This is a genomic window from Rhizobium sp. YJ-22, assembly GCF_029601685.1.
GTDB lineage: Bacteria > Pseudomonadota > Alphaproteobacteria > Rhizobiales > Rhizobiaceae > Metarhizobium.
In genome coordinates this window covers 1-16,253 of sequence record NZ_JARRIR010000007.1, presented here as the reverse complement: position 1 = coordinate 16,253, position 16,253 = coordinate 1, and the positions used below count along the sequence as shown (strand labels likewise).

General features: G+C 64.6%; 15 protein-coding genes, 2 pseudogenes and 1 riboswitch. Of the genes and pseudogenes, 6 read left to right on the top strand and 11 right to left on the bottom strand.

Annotated elements, in window-relative coordinates; all coding sequences use genetic code 11:
* Positions 1-180 precede the first annotated feature (180 nt).
* From aztC to aztA, 3 genes are read right to left on the bottom strand one after another with little or no spacing between them, the layout of a single operon-like run.
* A complete protein-coding gene (gene aztC / locus P7F60_RS16720; protein WP_277918883.1) occupies positions 181-1,140 on the bottom strand; it encodes a zinc ABC transporter substrate-binding protein AztC in 960 nt (319 codons plus the stop codon).
* 18 nt (positions 1,141-1,158) lie between these two features.
* The gene (gene aztB, locus P7F60_RS16715; RefSeq protein ID WP_277918882.1) at positions 1,159-2,025 is read right to left on the bottom strand and encodes a zinc ABC transporter permease AztB; all 867 of its coding nucleotides are present in this window, start codon (positions 2,023-2,025) and stop codon (positions 1,159-1,161) included.
* Entirely contained in the window at positions 2,018-2,794 is a 777-nt protein-coding gene (aztA, locus tag P7F60_RS16710) for a zinc ABC transporter ATP-binding protein AztA (protein WP_277918881.1), read from the bottom strand. Before aztA ends, aztB begins: the two co-directional genes overlap by 8 nt.
* A 233-nt stretch (positions 2,795-3,027) precedes the next feature.
* On the opposite strand from aztA, the gene P7F60_RS16705 reads away from it, so the two are divergent.
* From P7F60_RS16705 to P7F60_RS16680, 6 genes are all read left to right on the top strand, one after another.
* On the top strand, positions 3,028-3,441 hold the full coding sequence (locus P7F60_RS16705; protein WP_277919184.1) for a Fur family transcriptional regulator: 414 nt from the start codon (positions 3,028-3,030) through the stop codon (positions 3,439-3,441).
* A gap of 71 nt (positions 3,442-3,512) precedes the next feature.
* Positions 3,513-4,718: a zinc metallochaperone GTPase ZigA gene (gene zigA / locus P7F60_RS16700; protein ID WP_277918880.1), complete on the top strand. Its 1,206-nt coding sequence runs from the start codon at positions 3,513-3,515 to the stop codon at positions 4,716-4,718.
* 90 nt (positions 4,719-4,808) lie between these two features.
* Positions 4,809-5,020, top strand: a riboswitch (cobalamin riboswitch).
* A gap of 95 nt (positions 5,021-5,115) precedes the next feature.
* Complete coding sequence (locus P7F60_RS16695; protein WP_277918879.1) at positions 5,116-5,472, top strand: DUF1636 domain-containing protein; 357 nt, start codon at positions 5,116-5,118, stop codon at positions 5,470-5,472.
* Positions 5,469-6,266 (top strand): ABC transporter ATP-binding protein, encoded by a 798-nt coding sequence (locus P7F60_RS16690; RefSeq protein ID WP_277918878.1) that lies wholly within the window; start codon positions 5,469-5,471, stop codon positions 6,264-6,266. The genes P7F60_RS16695 and P7F60_RS16690 overlap by 4 nt, the downstream gene beginning before the upstream one ends.
* Positions 6,263-7,210: an ABC transporter substrate-binding protein gene (locus tag P7F60_RS16685; RefSeq protein WP_277918877.1), complete on the top strand. Its 948-nt coding sequence runs from the start codon at positions 6,263-6,265 to the stop codon at positions 7,208-7,210. The genes P7F60_RS16690 and P7F60_RS16685 overlap by 4 nt, the downstream gene beginning before the upstream one ends.
* 2 nt (positions 7,211-7,212) lie before the next feature.
* Positions 7,213-8,220 (top strand): iron ABC transporter permease, encoded by a 1,008-nt coding sequence (locus tag P7F60_RS16680; RefSeq protein WP_277918876.1) that lies wholly within the window; start codon positions 7,213-7,215, stop codon positions 8,218-8,220.
* A 405-nt stretch (positions 8,221-8,625) separates the two neighbouring features.
* On the opposite strand, the pseudogene P7F60_RS16675 reads toward P7F60_RS16680, so the two are convergent.
* The 8 genes and pseudogenes from P7F60_RS16675 to P7F60_RS16635 form a co-directional block, all read right to left on the bottom strand.
* Positions 8,626-9,699 (bottom strand): annotated as a pseudogene (locus tag P7F60_RS16675) (ABC transporter permease subunit); the annotation flags it as partial.
* A gap of 206 nt (positions 9,700-9,905) precedes the next feature.
* Positions 9,906-10,403: pseudogene (locus P7F60_RS16665) on the bottom strand (iron ABC transporter permease); the annotation flags it as partial.
* Entirely contained in the window at positions 10,343-11,182 is an 840-nt protein-coding gene (locus P7F60_RS16660) for an ABC transporter substrate-binding protein (RefSeq protein ID WP_277918873.1), read from the bottom strand. The gene P7F60_RS16660 and the pseudogene P7F60_RS16665, both read right to left, overlap by 61 nt.
* Before the next feature lie 81 nt (positions 11,183-11,263).
* The gene (gene glp, locus P7F60_RS16655; RefSeq protein ID WP_277918872.1) at positions 11,264-12,748 is read right to left on the bottom strand and encodes a gephyrin-like molybdotransferase Glp; all 1,485 of its coding nucleotides are present in this window, start codon (positions 12,746-12,748) and stop codon (positions 11,264-11,266) included.
* 101 nt (positions 12,749-12,849) lie between these two features.
* Positions 12,850-13,626 (bottom strand): alpha/beta hydrolase, encoded by a 777-nt coding sequence (locus P7F60_RS16650; RefSeq protein ID WP_277918871.1) that lies wholly within the window; start codon positions 13,624-13,626, stop codon positions 12,850-12,852.
* Positions 13,627-13,637: 11 nt separating this feature from the next.
* A complete protein-coding gene (locus tag P7F60_RS16645; protein WP_277918870.1) occupies positions 13,638-13,853 on the bottom strand; it encodes a tautomerase family protein in 216 nt (71 codons plus the stop codon).
* Between the two features lie 34 nt (positions 13,854-13,887).
* On the bottom strand, positions 13,888-14,922 hold the full coding sequence (locus P7F60_RS16640; protein WP_277918869.1) for an LLM class flavin-dependent oxidoreductase: 1,035 nt from the start codon (positions 14,920-14,922) through the stop codon (positions 13,888-13,890).
* Positions 14,923-14,984: 62 nt separating this feature from the next.
* Positions 14,985-16,013 carry a flavin reductase family protein gene (locus P7F60_RS16635; protein WP_277918868.1) on the bottom strand — a complete coding sequence of 343 codons (1,029 nt, stop codon included), beginning with the start codon at positions 16,011-16,013 and terminating at the stop codon, positions 14,985-14,987.
* Between the last annotated feature and the right edge of the window lie 240 nt (positions 16,014-16,253).

Here is a 16,253-nt window from a genome sequence, read left to right as displayed (position 1 = left end):
ATTGGCGCGGCCGCTCGCCCTCCAGTCCGATCCAATCCGTGATCATCCGATTTTGCTGCCTTCACGATGCGGGAAAGGCAGGAACCGCATGGCCGCCGACCGAAGGTCTTGTGTGACAAACAAAAGAGAACCGTCGGCGGAATAGGGCCTGCCCGGTTCTCGCCGGGCAGGCCCAGTGGATCAGCTTCCGAGGATGGCGGCCTTGAGGGTCTTGACGTTGTGACGGAACATATCGATGTAGGTGGACGCAGGACCGTCCTCACCCGAAAGCGCGTCCGAATAGAGCGTGCCGCCGACCTTGATTCCCGTTTCCGCCGAGATCTGCTCGATGAGGCGCGGATTGGTGATGTTCTCCAGGAAGAGCGCCGATGCCTTGTCTTCCTTCACCTGATCGATCAGCTTGGCGACGTCTGCGGCCGATGCCTCCGCTTCGGTGGAGATGCCTTCCGGCGCGATGAACTTGAGACCATAATCGTGTTCGAAATAGCCGAATGCGTCATGGGTCGTGATGATCGTCCGTTTGTCGGCCGGAATCTCCGCGATCGCCGCCTTCACGTCCTTTTCAAGCGCTTCGAGCTTTGCGAGATAAGCCTCGGCATTCGCCGTATAGGTGGCGCAACCTGCCTTGTCGGTCTCGCAGAAGGCGTCTGCGATGTTCTTCACGTAAATCTCGCCATTGTGAATCGACTGCCAGGCATGCGGGTCGAATTCACCGTGATGATGGTGATGGTCTTCGTGACCGGCTTCTTTCTTTTCTCCTCCTTCATGATCATGGTGATGCTCCTCCTCCGCCTTCAGCGGTTCGATACCCTTGGTGACCTCGACGACCGGGGCCTTTGTGCCGCTCGTCTCGATCAGCCGCTTCATGAAGCCTTCGAGTTCGAGACCGTTGACCAGCACGACATTCGCGGCTTCGAGCGCCACGGCGTCGGCCGGGCGCGGTTCGTAGACATGGGCGTCGCCATCGGGGCCGACGAGCGTCTTCACCTCGACACGCTCGCCGCCGACATTCTTGGCGAGATCCGCGATGATGGAGAAGCTCGCCACCACATGGAGCTCGGCAGCCGTCGCGGATGCGGCGAAACCGCCCGAAAGCGCAAGCAGGCTGGCATAGGTTGCGATGCGGAACGTCCTGAACATGAAAATCTCCTTTTGCTGTCAGGCTGTCTTATGGCGGGAGGAGGCGAAGGCGCTGCGAAGAACGCCTCTCGATCCGCCCAGGGTGGAAAGGATGTAGAAGCCGCCGGCGGTAAAGATGATCGCGGGGCCGGACGGCATCGACGCATGGTAGGAAAGCAGGAGCCCGCCCAACGAGGACACGGCCGCGATTGCAACGGCGATGAGACACATCGGCCCCACCCGGTTCGACCAGAACCGGGATGCGGCGGCGGGAAGCATCATCAGGCCAACGGAGAGGAGCGTGCCGAGCGCCTGGAACCCTCCGACGAGATTGAGCACGACAAGCGTCAGGAACAGGAAATGCGCCGGCGCGCCGATGCGGCTGACCGACCGAAGGAAGAGCGGATCGAGGCACTCCGCCACGAGCGCGCGCCAGAAGACGGCGAGCGCCAGGAAGGTGACAGCGGCGATGCTCACGATCAGGATCAGGGCCTCGTTGTTGAGCGCCAGGACGGAGCCGAACAGCACATGCATCAGGTCGACGCTCGATCCGCGCCACGACACCATCAGCACGCCGACGGCAAGCGAGATCAGGTAGAAGGCCGCCATCGAGGCGTCTTCCTTCTGAATGGTCAGGCGCGACACGACCCCCGATCCGAGCGCCACCAGAAGCCCGACGACAAGCCCGCCGATGGTCATCGGGATGATCTCCAGACCGAAGAGAAGGAAACCGATGGCGGCGCCGGGAAGGATCGCATGGGACATGGCGTCGCCGGTCAGGCTCATGCGGCGCAGCATCAGAAAGACGCCGACCGGCGCGCAGCTGGCCGACAGGAACAGCGAGCCGAGCAAGGCGCGCTGCATGAAGCCGTAGCGGATGAAGGGTTCGATCAGATACTCATACATGTAAGCCAACTCTGACGTTATCCGCGCTGGCCACTCCCGGGTTTGCCACGCACAAGCCGGCCTGCTCGTCCCAGGATTCCTGGAAGTCCCGGGCAAGAGCGAGGTTTTTCGCCGTCAGAACCTGTGCCGTTGGCCCGGCGGCAACAAGGGAGCGCGCAAGCAGGAATGCCTGCGGAAAATGTTCGCGGACGAGGTCGAGGTCGTGCAGGACGCAGAGGACGGTCCGTCCTTCGACACTCCAGCGTTTGATGAGGTCGATCAGGTCGCGCACCGTCCGGCTGTCGACGGCGTTGAACGGCTCGTCCAGAAGGATGAGGTCCGCATCCTGCAGCATGGTTCGTGCAAACAGCGCCCGCTGCATCTGACCCCCGGAAAGGCTGTCGAGCGGACGCTTTTCGAAGCCGGTCAATCCGACAGCCTTCAGGGCGGCCGCCAGTTCGGCCCTGTCCTGCGCAGTGATGCGTCCGAGCAGTCCTCTCCTCTGCCAGAAGCCCATCGACACGAGGTCGATTACGCGTGCGGGAAAGCTGCGGTCGAGTTCGGATTGCTGGGGCAGATAGGCAAGACGGTTGCATGAGACCGTGCACCGCCCCTCGATCGGCCTCAGGATGGAGGCGATCCCTTTCATCAGCGTGGATTTGCCAGAGCCGTTGGCGCCGACGATCGCCGTCAATGCACCACGCGCCACCTCACCGTGAATGTGATGTACGGCGGGATGGCCCTGATAGCCGAGGGTCAGATTTTCGAAATGCAGGCTTGTGCCGGTCATGGCCACTCCGGGGTTGACAACGACTGGATAGGTAATGTTATTACGTTCGTCAAATGGAAAGTTATGTAATAACATTATTGAAAGATGACATGCGCGCCGAGTTTGAGCCGTATGCCCTTCGCGATCGTTGCCGTCGGCGGTTCGGGCGCAACGTCCTGAAGGCGAAATTCCAGGATCGGGGGGTTGAGGCCGCGACCTTGGATCGCATTCTCGCCACGCGATGGAGAAGCTGGATGACACAGGCGGCCCAGGCTCACGATCTCAAGCTGACGAAAAACCAGCACCTCGTGCTCTCGGTGCTGGAATCGTCCCGGCAGCCGCTGAGCGCCTACAGCATACTGGACCGTCTTCGTGGACATGGGTTGAAAGCGCCGCTTCAGGTCTATCGCGCCCTGGAGAAACTTCTTGAGGCGGGCCGGGTTCATCGCCTTGAAAGCATGAACGCCTTCGTCGTCTGCTGTCATTCCCGGCATGGGCAAATCCACCCCAGGATCACCGCCTTCGAGATTTGCGAGAGCTGCGGGAAGGTCAACGAGTTCCACGACGAGAAAGTCGAGAGCGCGCTGATACAGCACGCACGCAGCAGCGGCTTCAAGATCAGGGCGAGCGCGATCGAGGTCCACGGCCTGTGCGCTGACTGCCGTTAACTGCTATCCCGCCGAAGCAAGGCTCTCTCTACATGGATTCTGTTACGTTATATCATTAAGAAAGGTATCGAATGGCCAAGAAACTTCCCGTCACGGTCCTCTCCGGCTTTCTCGGAGCCGGCAAGACCACGCTGCTCAACCATATCCTTGCCAATCGCGAGGGCATGCGGGTTGCGCTCATCGTCAACGACATGAGCGAGGTCAACATCGATGCCGCGCTCGTCCGCGACGGCGGCGCCAACCTCTCTCGAACGCAGGAGCAACTCGTCGAAATGACGAACGGCTGCATCTGTTGCACATTGCGCGACGACCTGCTGACGGAGGTGCGCGCGCTCGCCGAGCAGGACCGCTTCGACTATCTGCTGATCGAATCGACCGGCATCGCCGAGCCGCTTCCCGTCGCCGCGACCTTCGATTTCCGGGATGAGAACGGCCGCAGCCTCTCCGACGTCGCCAAGCTCGACACCATGGTCACCGTGGTCGACGCCGCCAATCTTCTCAGGGACTACAGCTCGACGGACTTCCTTGCCGATCGCGGCGAGACGGCGGGAGACGGCGACGAACGGACCCTCGTCGATCTTCTGGTCGAGCAGATCGAGTTCGCCGATGTCGTGGTGCTGAACAAGATCGGCGTGGCGACGCCTGAACAGCGGGACGCCGCGCGCAAGATCATCGCCTCCCTCAATCCCGATGCCAGGCTCATCGAGGTCGATTTCGGGAAAGTCGATCTAAAGGATGTGCTCGGCACCGGCCGCTTCGATTTCGACAAGGCCGAACAGCATCCCCTCTGGTTCAAGGAGTTGCATGGCTTCAAGGACCATGTGCCCGAAACCGAGGAATACGGCATCCGGTCCTTTGTCTATCGTGCGAAGCGCCCCTTCGACCCGGTGCGTTTCCAGACATTCATCGACCGGCCCTGGCCGGGCGTGGTGCGCGCAAAGGGCTTCTTCTGGCTGGCGACACGGCCGCACCATGTCGGGGAGATCAGCCAGGCCGGTGCTTTCGTGCGCACCGGCAAGATGGGCCTGTGGTGGTCCTCCGTGCCGAAGGAGCAATGGCCCCGCGATCCCGCCTTCCTGAACATGATGAAACCCTATCTCGATCCGGTCTGGGGTGATCGGCGGCAGGAGATCGTGTTCATCGGCGCCGATCCGATGGACGAGAGGGAAATCCGGGCCGAACTGGACGCCTGCCTGCTGGACGCCCAGACGTTCAGACCGGATCTCTGGCGCAATCTGCCCGACCCGTTCGCAAGCTGGGACAGAAAGGCAGCCTGAATGCCGGTACAATCGGACTGATCGGCGGTGGAGCAGGGTGCGGGATCGTCACTGAACGCACGGCTCGTGCTTGACAGCCTGTCGGATCGGCTCCTATCTGGGGCGGACGGTTCCCGAGGCAAAGCCGGAGGGATTAATAGGGAACACGGTGAGGATGACCCGAACGGGGCCGAAACCGTGGCTGCCCCCGCAACTGTAAGCGGTGAGGGCTTGTCATCCATGCCACTGGTCCACGGACCGGGAAGGCCGGCAAGCCCTTCGACCCGTGAGCCAGGAGACCTGCCGTCATTCGCCACAGCAACCGGACGGGGTGTACCGGGAAGCGTTGTGACGCCTTCGCGCCTCTTTGCGCGATGGCCGATCATCCTTCACCAGTGCCCGCTCGCCGAAGGATGACATGACCGAAACGCCCGCCTATGCCATTGTCGTCTGCAGCCGCTGCCACGCGGGCGCCGCTGCGCCCGACCTTGTCGCCCGTCTTGCGCACCATACGGCCGCCGGCGGTTTTCGCGTCGACGCCGTGGCCTGCCTTGCGGGTTGCGGGCGGCCGCTCGCCGTCGCCTTCACGGCCCCCGCCAAGGCGTCGTTCCTCTTCGGCGACATCGACCCGGCCCGAGATTTGGAGGCCCTGCTCGCCTTCGGCCGCCAGTACCGCGACCTTGCGGACGGCTGGTGCAACGAGGGTCAACGGCCAGCCGGCCTGCGCGGCAAGACGCTTGCCCACATCCCGCATATCGGGGGACTCGCCCGATGAGCCGCGGCATCCTTTCCGGCCAGGGGCTCGTCTATGAGACCCGCTCCGGCGACCGGCTTCTCGATCATGTCTCGCTCGACGCCGAACCGGGCGACCGCCTTGCCATCATCGGGCCGAACGGCGCCGGAAAGACCACGCTGCTGCGCCTGCTGGCCGGCACGCTGCAACCGACCGCCGGCACGGTGCATCTCTTCGGCGCGTCGCTGGCGGCGATGCGGCCCGTCGAGCGCGCACGCTTCGTCGCCATGGTCGGCCAGACGGACCAGCCGGACCGGCGCATCTGCGTGCGTGACTACGTGGCGCTCGGCCGCATTCCCCACATGGCGCGCCGGCCGGGCGCGGCGGACGCCGCGATCATCCTGGACGCGCTCGAGCGGACGGAGCTGCAATCCCTCGCCGGGCGGGAGATGGGTTCGCTTTCGGGTGGCGAGCGTCAGCGGGCGCAGATCGCCCGGGCGCTTGCCCAGGAACCCCGCATCCTCTTCCTCGACGAACCGACCAACCATCTCGATCCCCGCGCCCGCGGCGCGCTTCTCGCGCTGGTGGCCGATCTCGGCCTCACCATCGTCGCGGTCCTGCACGACCTTCATCTCGTCCCCGGCTTCGCCACGCGGATCGCCGTGCTGAGGCAGGGCACGCTCGTCGCCTGCGGGCCGGCGGAGGAAACGCTCGACCGGCATGTCGTGCGCGACGTCTTCGGCATCGACCTCCTGCGCCTGCCCCACCCGCATGAGGACCGCCAGCTTACCGTCTTCGATATCCCCTTCACCCGCAGCACCGGAGCCTCTCCATGAAACGCCTGATCCTCGCTTCCCTTCTGTCGCTGGCGGCCTCCGCCGCCTTGGCCTTTCCCGTCACGGTCGACAGTTGCGGCACGCCGCTGACCTTCGACGCCGCGCCGAAGCGGGCGGTGATCCACGATATCAACATGGCCAAGATGGCCTTCGCCCTCGGCCTCCAGCCCTCGATCGTCGGCGTCACCGGCATCACCGGCTGGTACAAGACCGACGACGCCTTCAAGAAGGAGCAGGGCTCGATCCCCGAGCTTGCACCCAAATATCCGACGATGGAAAACCTCGTCGCCGCCGATCCCGACTTCTTCTTCGCGGGCTGGTATTACGGCATGAAGCCCGGCGGCGAGGTGACGCCCGACACGCTCGCCCCGCACGGCATCAAGACGCTGGTCCTCACCGAAAGCTGCGTCCACCTGCAAAAGGACCGTCCGGCGGCCTCGATGGACCTGCTCTACGGCGACACGGAAAAGCTCGGCAAGATCTTCGGCAAGGAGGCCGAGGCGAAGGCGCTTGTCGAAGGCTGGAAGGCGCAGCTCGCCGATATCGAGAAGAAGGTGGGCGACAGGAGCGGCACCCGCGTCTTCCTCTACGATTCCGGGGACGACAAGCCGTTCACCGCAGGCAAATACGCCATCACCACGGCGATGATCACGGCGGCCGGCGGCAAGAACATCATGGACGACATGGAGACGAGCTGGGGCAATACGGACTGGGAGACCGTCGCCGCCCGCAATCCCCAGTTCCTCGTCCTGCTCGACTATCAGGACGGCGGCGGCTATGCAAAGCTTCTCGATTTCCTGAAGGCGCACCCCGCCATGAAGGAGACGGACGCCGTGAAGAACGAGCGCTTCGTGGCGCTGCGCTATGAAGAGCTGACGCCAGGCCCCGACAATATCACGGCGATCGACAAGATCGCCAGGGCGCTCCACCCGGAAGCCTTCTGATCGTGCCTGTTCGTTTCGGCATCGGCGTCGCGGCGGCTCTTCTCGCCGTCGCGGCGCTGGCTTCGGCCTCCGTCGTCTATGGGTCGACCGTCATCCCGTTTGCCGATGTCATCGCATCGCTCGCCCGGGCGCTGGGGCTCGCGCCCGGCTCTGCCGGGCCGATCGACCGGATCGTCGTCGACCTGCGCCTGCCGCGGGCGATCCTCGCCATCGCGGTCGGCGCCGGGCTCGGCGTCATCGGTCTCCTGCTCCAGACCGTCACCCGCAACGATCTCGCCGATCCCTTCCTCTTCGGTCTCTCGGCCGGGGCGGCGGCGGGCGCGGTCGCGGTCATCACGCGGATCGGCGACCGCATCGGCATCTTCACCCTGCCGCTCGCCGCCTTCGTCGGCGGCATGTGCGCGACCGCCGTCGTGCTGATCCTCATCCGCCGCACCCACGGCTACGGGCCGGAGCGGCTGATCCTCGCGGGCCTTGCCGTCTCCTTTCTCTTCACGGCGCTCACCAATTACCTCGTTTTTTCCGGCGATCAGCGCGCCGCCCATTCCGTTCTGTTCTGGACGATGGGCGGGCTGGGGCTGGCAAGCTGGCGCAATATCGGCATCGGCATCGCGGGCGCGGCCCTGGTGCTCTGCTACGCGCTCGTCCGCCACCGCCAGCTCGACGCGCTGCTCGGCGGCGAGGAAACGGCGGAAAGCCTCGGCGTCCCGGTCGTGCGCCTGCGCACCGCGACCTTCCTCGTCGCCAGCTTTTCGACGGCGCTCCTCGTTTCCATCGCCGGCGTCATCGGTTTCATCGGCCTCATGATCCCGCATGTCGCCCGGCCCCTCGCCGGCCCGCTGCACGGCCGTCTCGCGCTCACCTGCGCACTCTTCGGCGCAGCGCTTCTGCTCGGCAGCGACCTGATCGCGCGGACCCTGCTGCCGCCCCAGGAACTGCCGGTCGGCGTGGTGACCAGTTCGATCGGCGCCCTGTTCGTGGTGACCACGTTGCTGAGGCAGAAATCATAGCTGCGGGCCATCGCGGCAAAGATCGGCCTCGGCTCGTATGCTCACGCTCAAGAGCACCAAAGTTCGAACACGATCCTGCCATCCCGCCATCATCATAAGCTCACAGTGAGCTCGATTGCCATGTGTCCTGCCGGAAGTTTCCACGCGCGCATCTGCCATGGCCGATCCTTTTCCTGCCCTTGACAGTCGATAGCCGGCGGCTCTCGCATTGTCGTGCAAGCGAAAAGCGGCCGCGTCCAATGGGTGCATGCGGCAAACTGGAATATGACCGCCGGTCAGTCAACAACCGAACCGCTTCTTCGACAATTGAGTTCTTCCGGAAACTGTCCCGCCGCCGCCTGAGCTTGACTTTTCCGGCTTCTTTTCCGACCGCGCCATGCGGTGCACCCTCGTCGTCCGACCGGATTACTCCCTGATCAGGCTACTCCGGCGCAAGAGGCTCAGAAACAGCAGCGGCAGAAGTGTCGTCAGGAAGATGGTGACGAAGGCCATGGCCATGCCGAGACCCACCGGACCCTGTTCGAACTGACGCCAGATGAAGGTGGCGATGGTCTGCATGCCGACCGGCGCGACCACGACGGACGCGACGAGCTCGCGCGAGGCGAGCGCGAAGACGAGGAGCATTGCCGAGGCAAGGCTCGGGAAGACCAGCGGGATCAGGATGCGCCGGAAGGCGACGGCGCCGGTGGCGCCGAAGACGCGGGCGGCCGCCTCGAGATTGTCGCCGATCTGCACGAAGGCGGCCGTGGCATAGCGCGCGGTGTGAGGCACGAGAATGCAGCAATAGGCGAGCATCAGGATGAAACCCGTATTATAGGGCGTGAAGGGCAGGCCCGGCATGTTCCAGGCAAGGATCAGTCCGACGGCGACGACGATGCCGGGCAGCGCATTGGGCAGCACCGTCATGATGTCGATGAGCGCCCGGCCGCGCATGCGCGTCTTGACCACGACATAGGCCGACACGATCCCGATCAGGCCCGTCAGCAGCGCGGTCGCGACGCCGAGCGTCAGGCTGTTGGCGAGTGCGCCCAGCGCACCGGCGGAATTGCCGAAGACGGCGGCGAAATTGTCGAGCGTCAGATTACCGGGGGAAAGCCCGCCGGAAATCGTTCGCGACAAAGCGGTGGCGAGGATCGCCAGCATGGGAACGCCCGTCGACAGGAAGGCGATCGCGCCAAAGAGGGCTAGCACCGGCAACTTGAGATAGCCGAGCGGGCGCTTGTCGGCATTCTGCGGCTTGCCGTTCACGGTCTGGTAGGAACGGCGCGCCAGGATCCAGTGCTGCAGGAGGAAGGCCGCCAGCGACAGGGCGACCAGCAGCAGCGACAGCGTGGCGGCTCCCGGCAGATCGATCGGCCAGTCGCCGACGCGCGTATCGATGCCAGTGACGAGAACGTCGAAGCCGGCGCGGCGGCCGAGCGCCGCGGGCGTGCCGTATTCCTCGATCGCGGCGGCGCGGTCGACTAAGGTCGCTCGGGAGGATCGCTTGCCACGACATGGAGCGCGGCAAGCGCTTCCTAGTCCGGCATCGGTGCCTTAGATGACCTCCGAATGCGAGGTGAGCGGCGGATTTCAGGAAATCGAAGCCGGCGCGGAGGCATCGATCCGCAGGCAGATAACGTTTGGCTGGCGCGTTCATGGCGCGTTGGCGTTACGGGATCGGAGCGCCTTCGGCCCCAGGTGCATCACCAGCCGCGTCTTCCGGCGATCAGCAGCCACAGGAAGAACGGCGCGCCGACCGTTGCCGTCAGGATGCCGAGCGGCACCTCGATATCGGCGATGGAGCGCGCCAGCATGTCGACGACGAGCAGATAGGCCGCGCCGAAAAGCATGGCGGCGGGTAGAAGCCGACGGAAATCCGGGCCGACGAGCATGCGGGCGATGTGGGGAATGACGAGGCCGATCCAGCCGATGATGCCGGTGACGGAGACAGTCGCCGCCGTCACCAGCGTCGCGCCGCCAATCAGCACGAAACGGGTTCTCGTCGTATCGATGCCCAGCGTCCGCGCCTCCTCCTCGCCAAGCGTCAGGAGATTCATGCGCCAGCGCAGCAGCACCAGCGGAGCGAGACCGATGACGACGGCGGGCAGGATGGAGAGCACGTCGAAGCGGGCAATCGCCGTCATGCTGCCAAGCAACCAATAGGTGATGGCCGGAAGCTGGTCATAGGGATCAGCCAGCACCTATCGGTCTTCACGGCCTTCGCAAATTTCGGCGACGACGCGAGGATGAGATCCGGTTTCCACGACAGAACCTGTTCGAGCGAGACTTGGGTGAGACCGCCTTTGCCGGCAGCCGCCGCGACATCGCGCGCGCCGACGGCCTCGAGGATTTCCATGTTGATCGAGCCGGAGAGTCCGGTCTCGAGGCCTTCCGCGCCGCGGCCGTAATAGACCGAAGGGCGCTTTTCGCCAGGGATGCCGGCGAGACCCTTTTCCAGCGCCGCGAGCGTCTGGTCGGCATAGGCAGCGAGCGTTTCGGCCCTTACCTCGACGCCGAGAATGGCACCGGTTTCGCGCAGCGTCGCACCGCTCTTTGCAAAGGCACCATCGATCAGCACACAGGGAATGCCGGTCTGCGCCTGCACCTTGTCGGCCAGCGAGGCATAGGTCGGGTTCACCGTGCCGACATCGATGATGATGTCGGGCTTGGCCGCCAGCACCGCCTCGATATTGGCCGTGCCGCCCTTGCCGGTGAGTTGACCGAAACTGGGAAGATCGCGCACGGCCGGCAGAAGGAATTCCTTTTCCTCCGCCTTCGGCTCCCGCACCCAGCCGGCAAGCTTGTCCGGCGCCAGCACATAGACGAGCACCGAGGCTGGCGGGTCTGCGGCAAGCACCCGCTCGACCCTGTCGGGGATCTCGACCACGCGCCCGGCGGCATCGGTGATGCTGCGGGCGCCAGCCGGCTGGAACGATAAAAGCAGGGCGACCAGGACGACGACGCTACGCAGGGCCGGCATGAGACTCTCCAACGATATATTGCCAGAAATATATCGCTGCTTCGCGTCCGCATGGCAACTGCCGCGCCGCGACTGCTGTTCCTAGTGCCCGAGAAAACCTTGCCAGGCCGGCAGCACCTCGACGGGGTCGCCTGCGCCGATCTCGGGCTGTCCGGGATGCAAGACGATCATGACATCGGCCAGCGCCAGATATCGGAGGCTGGCGGAACCCTGGTCGGGCAAAGGCTCGACAACCGTCATGCCAGTGGCGGGATCCTTGCCGAGGCGGCCCAGGAGAACCTGCGTCCGGCCCGCCGGCCTGGAAAGCGCGCGGGAGACGGGCAGGCAACGAACCTGCGCAGCGTCCACCATCCTGCCCTCAAGCCTGGCGACGATCGAACGCCCGAGCAGGGCGAAACCGGCGGCCGCGGCGAGCGGATTGCCGGGCAGAAGCAGGATCGGGCAACCGTCGACATCGCCGAAGCCGATCGGCTTGCCCGGCCGCATGTCGAGCCGCCAGAATTCGAGATAGCCGCGACGGGCGATGACCTGCGTCAGGTGATCCGCGAACCCGGCGGATGCGCCACCGGACGATATGAGAAGATCATGGCTTCCCGCCGCCTCGACCAGCCTGGCAAGGATCGTTTCGGGATCGTCCCTCGCAATACCGAGGTCGGTCACTTCGGCGCCGGTTGCCTTCAGCATTTGTGCGAGCATCGGCCTGTTGGTGTCGTAGATCTGGCCTGGTTCCAGGAATCCGGGACTGTCGATCAATTCGTCGCCGGTGGAGAGAAGCGCCACCTTCGGGCGCGGCATGACCAGAACGGAGCGGAGGCCGAGCGCCGTCAGCAGTGCCGCCTGGCCCGGGCCGATGCGCGTACCGGTCTCCAGCACCACGGTTCCGCGCGCGACGTCATCGCCGGTCCTGCGGATATGGGGCTTGGCGGTGGGCGTGGCTGTCAGGCAGACCTCGTTGCCGCATAGCTGCGCCGCCTCCTGCACGATCACGCGGTCCGCACCGGGCGGGAGGCGCGCGCCCGTCATGATCCGCGCCGCCTCTCCGGGCTGCAGTTCACGGATGGAAGCTTCGCCAGCGGCGATTGTCTGCGCGAGACGCAAGCGGGTCGTGCCACCCGGGCTAAGGTCCGCTTCCCGAATGGCAAATCCATCCATCGCGGCATTGTCAAACCGCGGCAAGGAGACCGGCGCGCGGATATCCTCGGCCAGCACATGGCCATGGGACATCGAAAGCGCCATCCGTACAGGTAGCGCTGCGGTCTCGATATAGCTTCCGATGAACGCCAGTGCGTCTCGGACCGATTTGGGCGATTGCTCGTTCATCGGGTTCATTTCTAGTCCCGGAACAGCAAGCACATCAAGCGGGGCTCGGCCCCGTCGGAATATCGCGATCGAAACCTGACCTTCACCCCGGAACGAGCGAGACCGGAACGTGGATTGCCAGCCTGTGAATGACAACCGATTCATTTCCCGCCATGGCCACGGCAACGGCGATCCACAGCCGCCCATCCGCAAAACGCCATGGCCGGCGTTTCGGGTAGCCGCTTCCTGGCCGACGCGATCCGGCACCAGAACAGCTCGACACTGTCGAAAGCGGCGGCCTCAAACGGGCCGTTGCCTTGTGCAGGCAACGGCCAGCGGGTCGGCTAATCGTCTATCGTGCAGCGAGTTCAGGCGTGCTTGCGCAGAAAAGCCTTTACCGGCGGGCCGACACGATCCGAAGCTTCGATCAGGATGGCGTGTTTCAGGCCGTCGAGGATGACCAGCTCGGAATTCGGCAGAGCCTCGGCGATCTGCCTGTTGAGGCGCGGATTGCAGCCGCCGTCGAGTTCGCCGGTCAGGACCAGCGACGGCGCGGTGACCTCGTGCAGCCACGGGCTCATCTCCGTCTCGGCATAGATGTCGAAGACGTTGAGGAACACGTCGCCATCGGTATCGACCACCTGCTTCTTGCGCCATTCGATCACATCGGGACGCGCCGCGGCGAAATCGTCGGTGAACCAGCGCGCCGTCAGCGTGTCGAGTACCTGGGGAATGCCCTTTTCACGCATGGCGGCGACGACGGCCTTCACCTTGGCGCTGTCGTCCTCGGTGCGGAAAGCGGCCGTCGACAACAGGCCGAGCGATAGCACACGTTCGGGATAACGATGGGCATAGGCCGGGCCGATCATGCCGCCCAGGGAATGGCCGGCGACATGCGCCGTCTCGATGCCGAGCCTGGCGCGCAGCGCCTCCAGGTCGGCGACGAGGTCTTCGAGGCCGAAGCGCCCCTCGGGCATGGGCGATTCGCCATGGCCGCGCAGGTCATAGGAGATGCAGGTGAAATCGTCCTTGAGTTGCTCGACGAGCTTCGTCCAGCCGGTCTTGCGCGCGCCGATGCCATGTATGAGGAACAGCGCCGGCCCCTGCCCTTCGACGGTATAGGCACAGTCGATTGCCTTGTTCATGCCGGCCGCCCTCACGTCTTGTCCGATTGCGCGGCGGCGGCGGCCCGGTCGGAGCAGAGCTGGCCGGCGACGGCCCAGTCGTCCTGCGCAATCTCGCTGAACAGGATATGCACTGATTGCGGCGTGGCGTTCGCGGCGGCGACGAAGCTGTCGGTCACCGCCTTGGCGATGGCGCGCTTCTGCTCCAGCGTGCGGCCGGGAAACATTTCGATCTTGATGACGGGCATGGTCTTTCCTCCGTTGGTGGGGTTGACTGTCGCCTCAGGCGACGGATTTGCGGCGGATGCCGGAGAGATGCGGCATGACCTCGGCCGAAAGCCGGGCCATCATGTCGAGCGTTTCCGATTGCTCCTGGCCGAAATTCGAGGTGACGATCACCTCGTCGATGCCGGCTTCGGCATAGGCGGCGAGGCGATCGATCATCTCGGCGCGCTCGCAGATGATCAGGCTGCGGCCGAGTTCCTCGATCGTCTGCTTGCGCGGCAGCGGGCGGATGCAGCCATTGTCGACGATGCCGGGGCCGGTATAGACGTTGTCGAAGCGCTGGTAATAGGTGGAGGCAAGCTCCAGCTTGGCGCGCGCATCGGCCGCATCGCGGGCGAGATAAATGCCGCGTTGCAGCGCCAGGCGGTTACCCTTGGCCGCCGCGCCGGCCTCGGCCTTGCCGCGATGGAAGGCGTTGACCTGGTCGAGCAGCACGGCATGCGAGGCTTGCAGCGGCGTCGTCTGCACGTGATAGCCTTTCCGTGCCGTGTGATAGATGCCCTCCGGCACCATGACCGCCAGCATCAGCGGGATCGTGCGCTCCGGGCGCGGCATGACGGTGATCGGGTCGAAGCGGTAATAATCGCCGTCCCAGGAGACCTCTTCCCGCGTCAGCAGCGCTTCCAGCACCGCCAGCGATTCCTCGAATTTCTTCTTGGTCTCCGCCATCGGCAGGCCGAGACGCTCGATCTCATAGGCGAAGGCGCCGCGGCCGACCCCGAGCGTCAGGCGGCCGTCGCAGAGAATGTCCGCCTGCACCACCTCGCCGGCGAAAACCCGCATGTCGCGGATCGGCAGCACCGCGACCGAGGTGACCAGATCGATGCGCGAGGTCAGCGAGGCGATCTTCACAGCCAGCTGCAGCGGCGACGGCACCAGCAGGATATTGATCAGGTGATGCTCGGGAATCGAAACGCCGCGATAGCCGCATTTTTCGGCCTGCACCGCCTGTTCGACCATGTCGCGATAGAGCCGGCGGCCGCCATAACCAGGGTCGGGCATGTAGCTGGACAGGAAGTGATTGAAATCCATGGGTGAAATCCTTGTTTCTTGCGCTTTTCCTCGAAGCGCGAAGACGCTGTGTCTTATCGGTCTCAGGCGATCCGGGTGGCGGTCGGCTTCACGGGGAAGTCAGGGTGCCAATCGGCCCAGGGGCGCGGCTTGCCGTCGAGCGCGGCCACCCGACCGCCTTCGGCCGTGTCGTAATAGATGCCGAAGCAGCCGGCATCGCGTTCGCGGAAAAAGCGCTGCACCATGCCGCGCTTCATCTCACCCTCGATCATCTCCCATGGACGGGCCTCGACGCCGAAACTTTCGACCCGCGTGCCGTCGGCCAGCGTTTTCGATGCGATCTCTGCGTCGGTCTCGACGGAAAAGATCATCGTGGTGCGCCGTTCGCCGTCTTCCTGAAACAGCGAATAGAGAAGCGAGGCTTCGGCGGCGATGCCGAGCCGGGCGAAAAGATCGCGCAGCACGACGCCGTGCCGTTCGCCGCTGGCCAGCGGTCGGCTCGGCAATTCCCAATCGCTCGCGCCCGGCCGGCGGCAAAGCACCACCTTGCCGTCGCGCTCCAGCAGGCCGCCAACGACCAGCGGCGCGCCGAGTTGTTCGAGTTCGCCGACGGCAAGACCGAAGCCGACATAGGCGCCACGGAAATAGCCGAGCGGCTGGCCGCCGGCAGACTGGAAGTGCCCCACGGCCCCGAGCAGGATGACATGGTCGCCGGCATCGATCACCCGCTCGCGGTCGCACAGCATGGTCGCGAGGCAATTTTCCACATAGGGCACCGGCCCATCGGCAAGGCGCGCCAGCGCCGCCGCCTTGACTGCCGGATCGCACGCCGCAAAGCCGTTCGACACATTGCGCTGGCCGGCGCCGAGCACGCTGACGGAAAAGCCTTCCGCCTGCGTGAAGACATCGAGGCTGCCTGAGGATTTCGCAAGGCAGACCAGCACGAGCGGCGGATCGAGCGAGACGGAGGTGAAGGAATTCGCCGTGAAGGCGCGCACCGACCCGTCCGCCGCGCGCGTCGCCACGACGGTGACGCCGGTCATGAACGAACCGAGCATATCCCTGAACAGCCGGCGGTCGCACTTGCTCGCCTCCACCCAGTCCTGCGTCATCGCTGTTCCTCCTTTATTGCGGCATATCGTCGAGTGTATTTGTACATTCGTACGATATGCAAATTTGTACATCTGTACTAATTTCGCTGTCAAGCGGGATTCTCGATACTGGCACAGACGCGCAGGATCGAAACGGCAATGCCAAAGGTTGTGCCGCCAACGAGGCGGCCTGTAGATAGGGGCGGACAGACGAAGGGAATTCGGCGTGACGGAAAACACCAGGAAACCCCGCACCTTCCG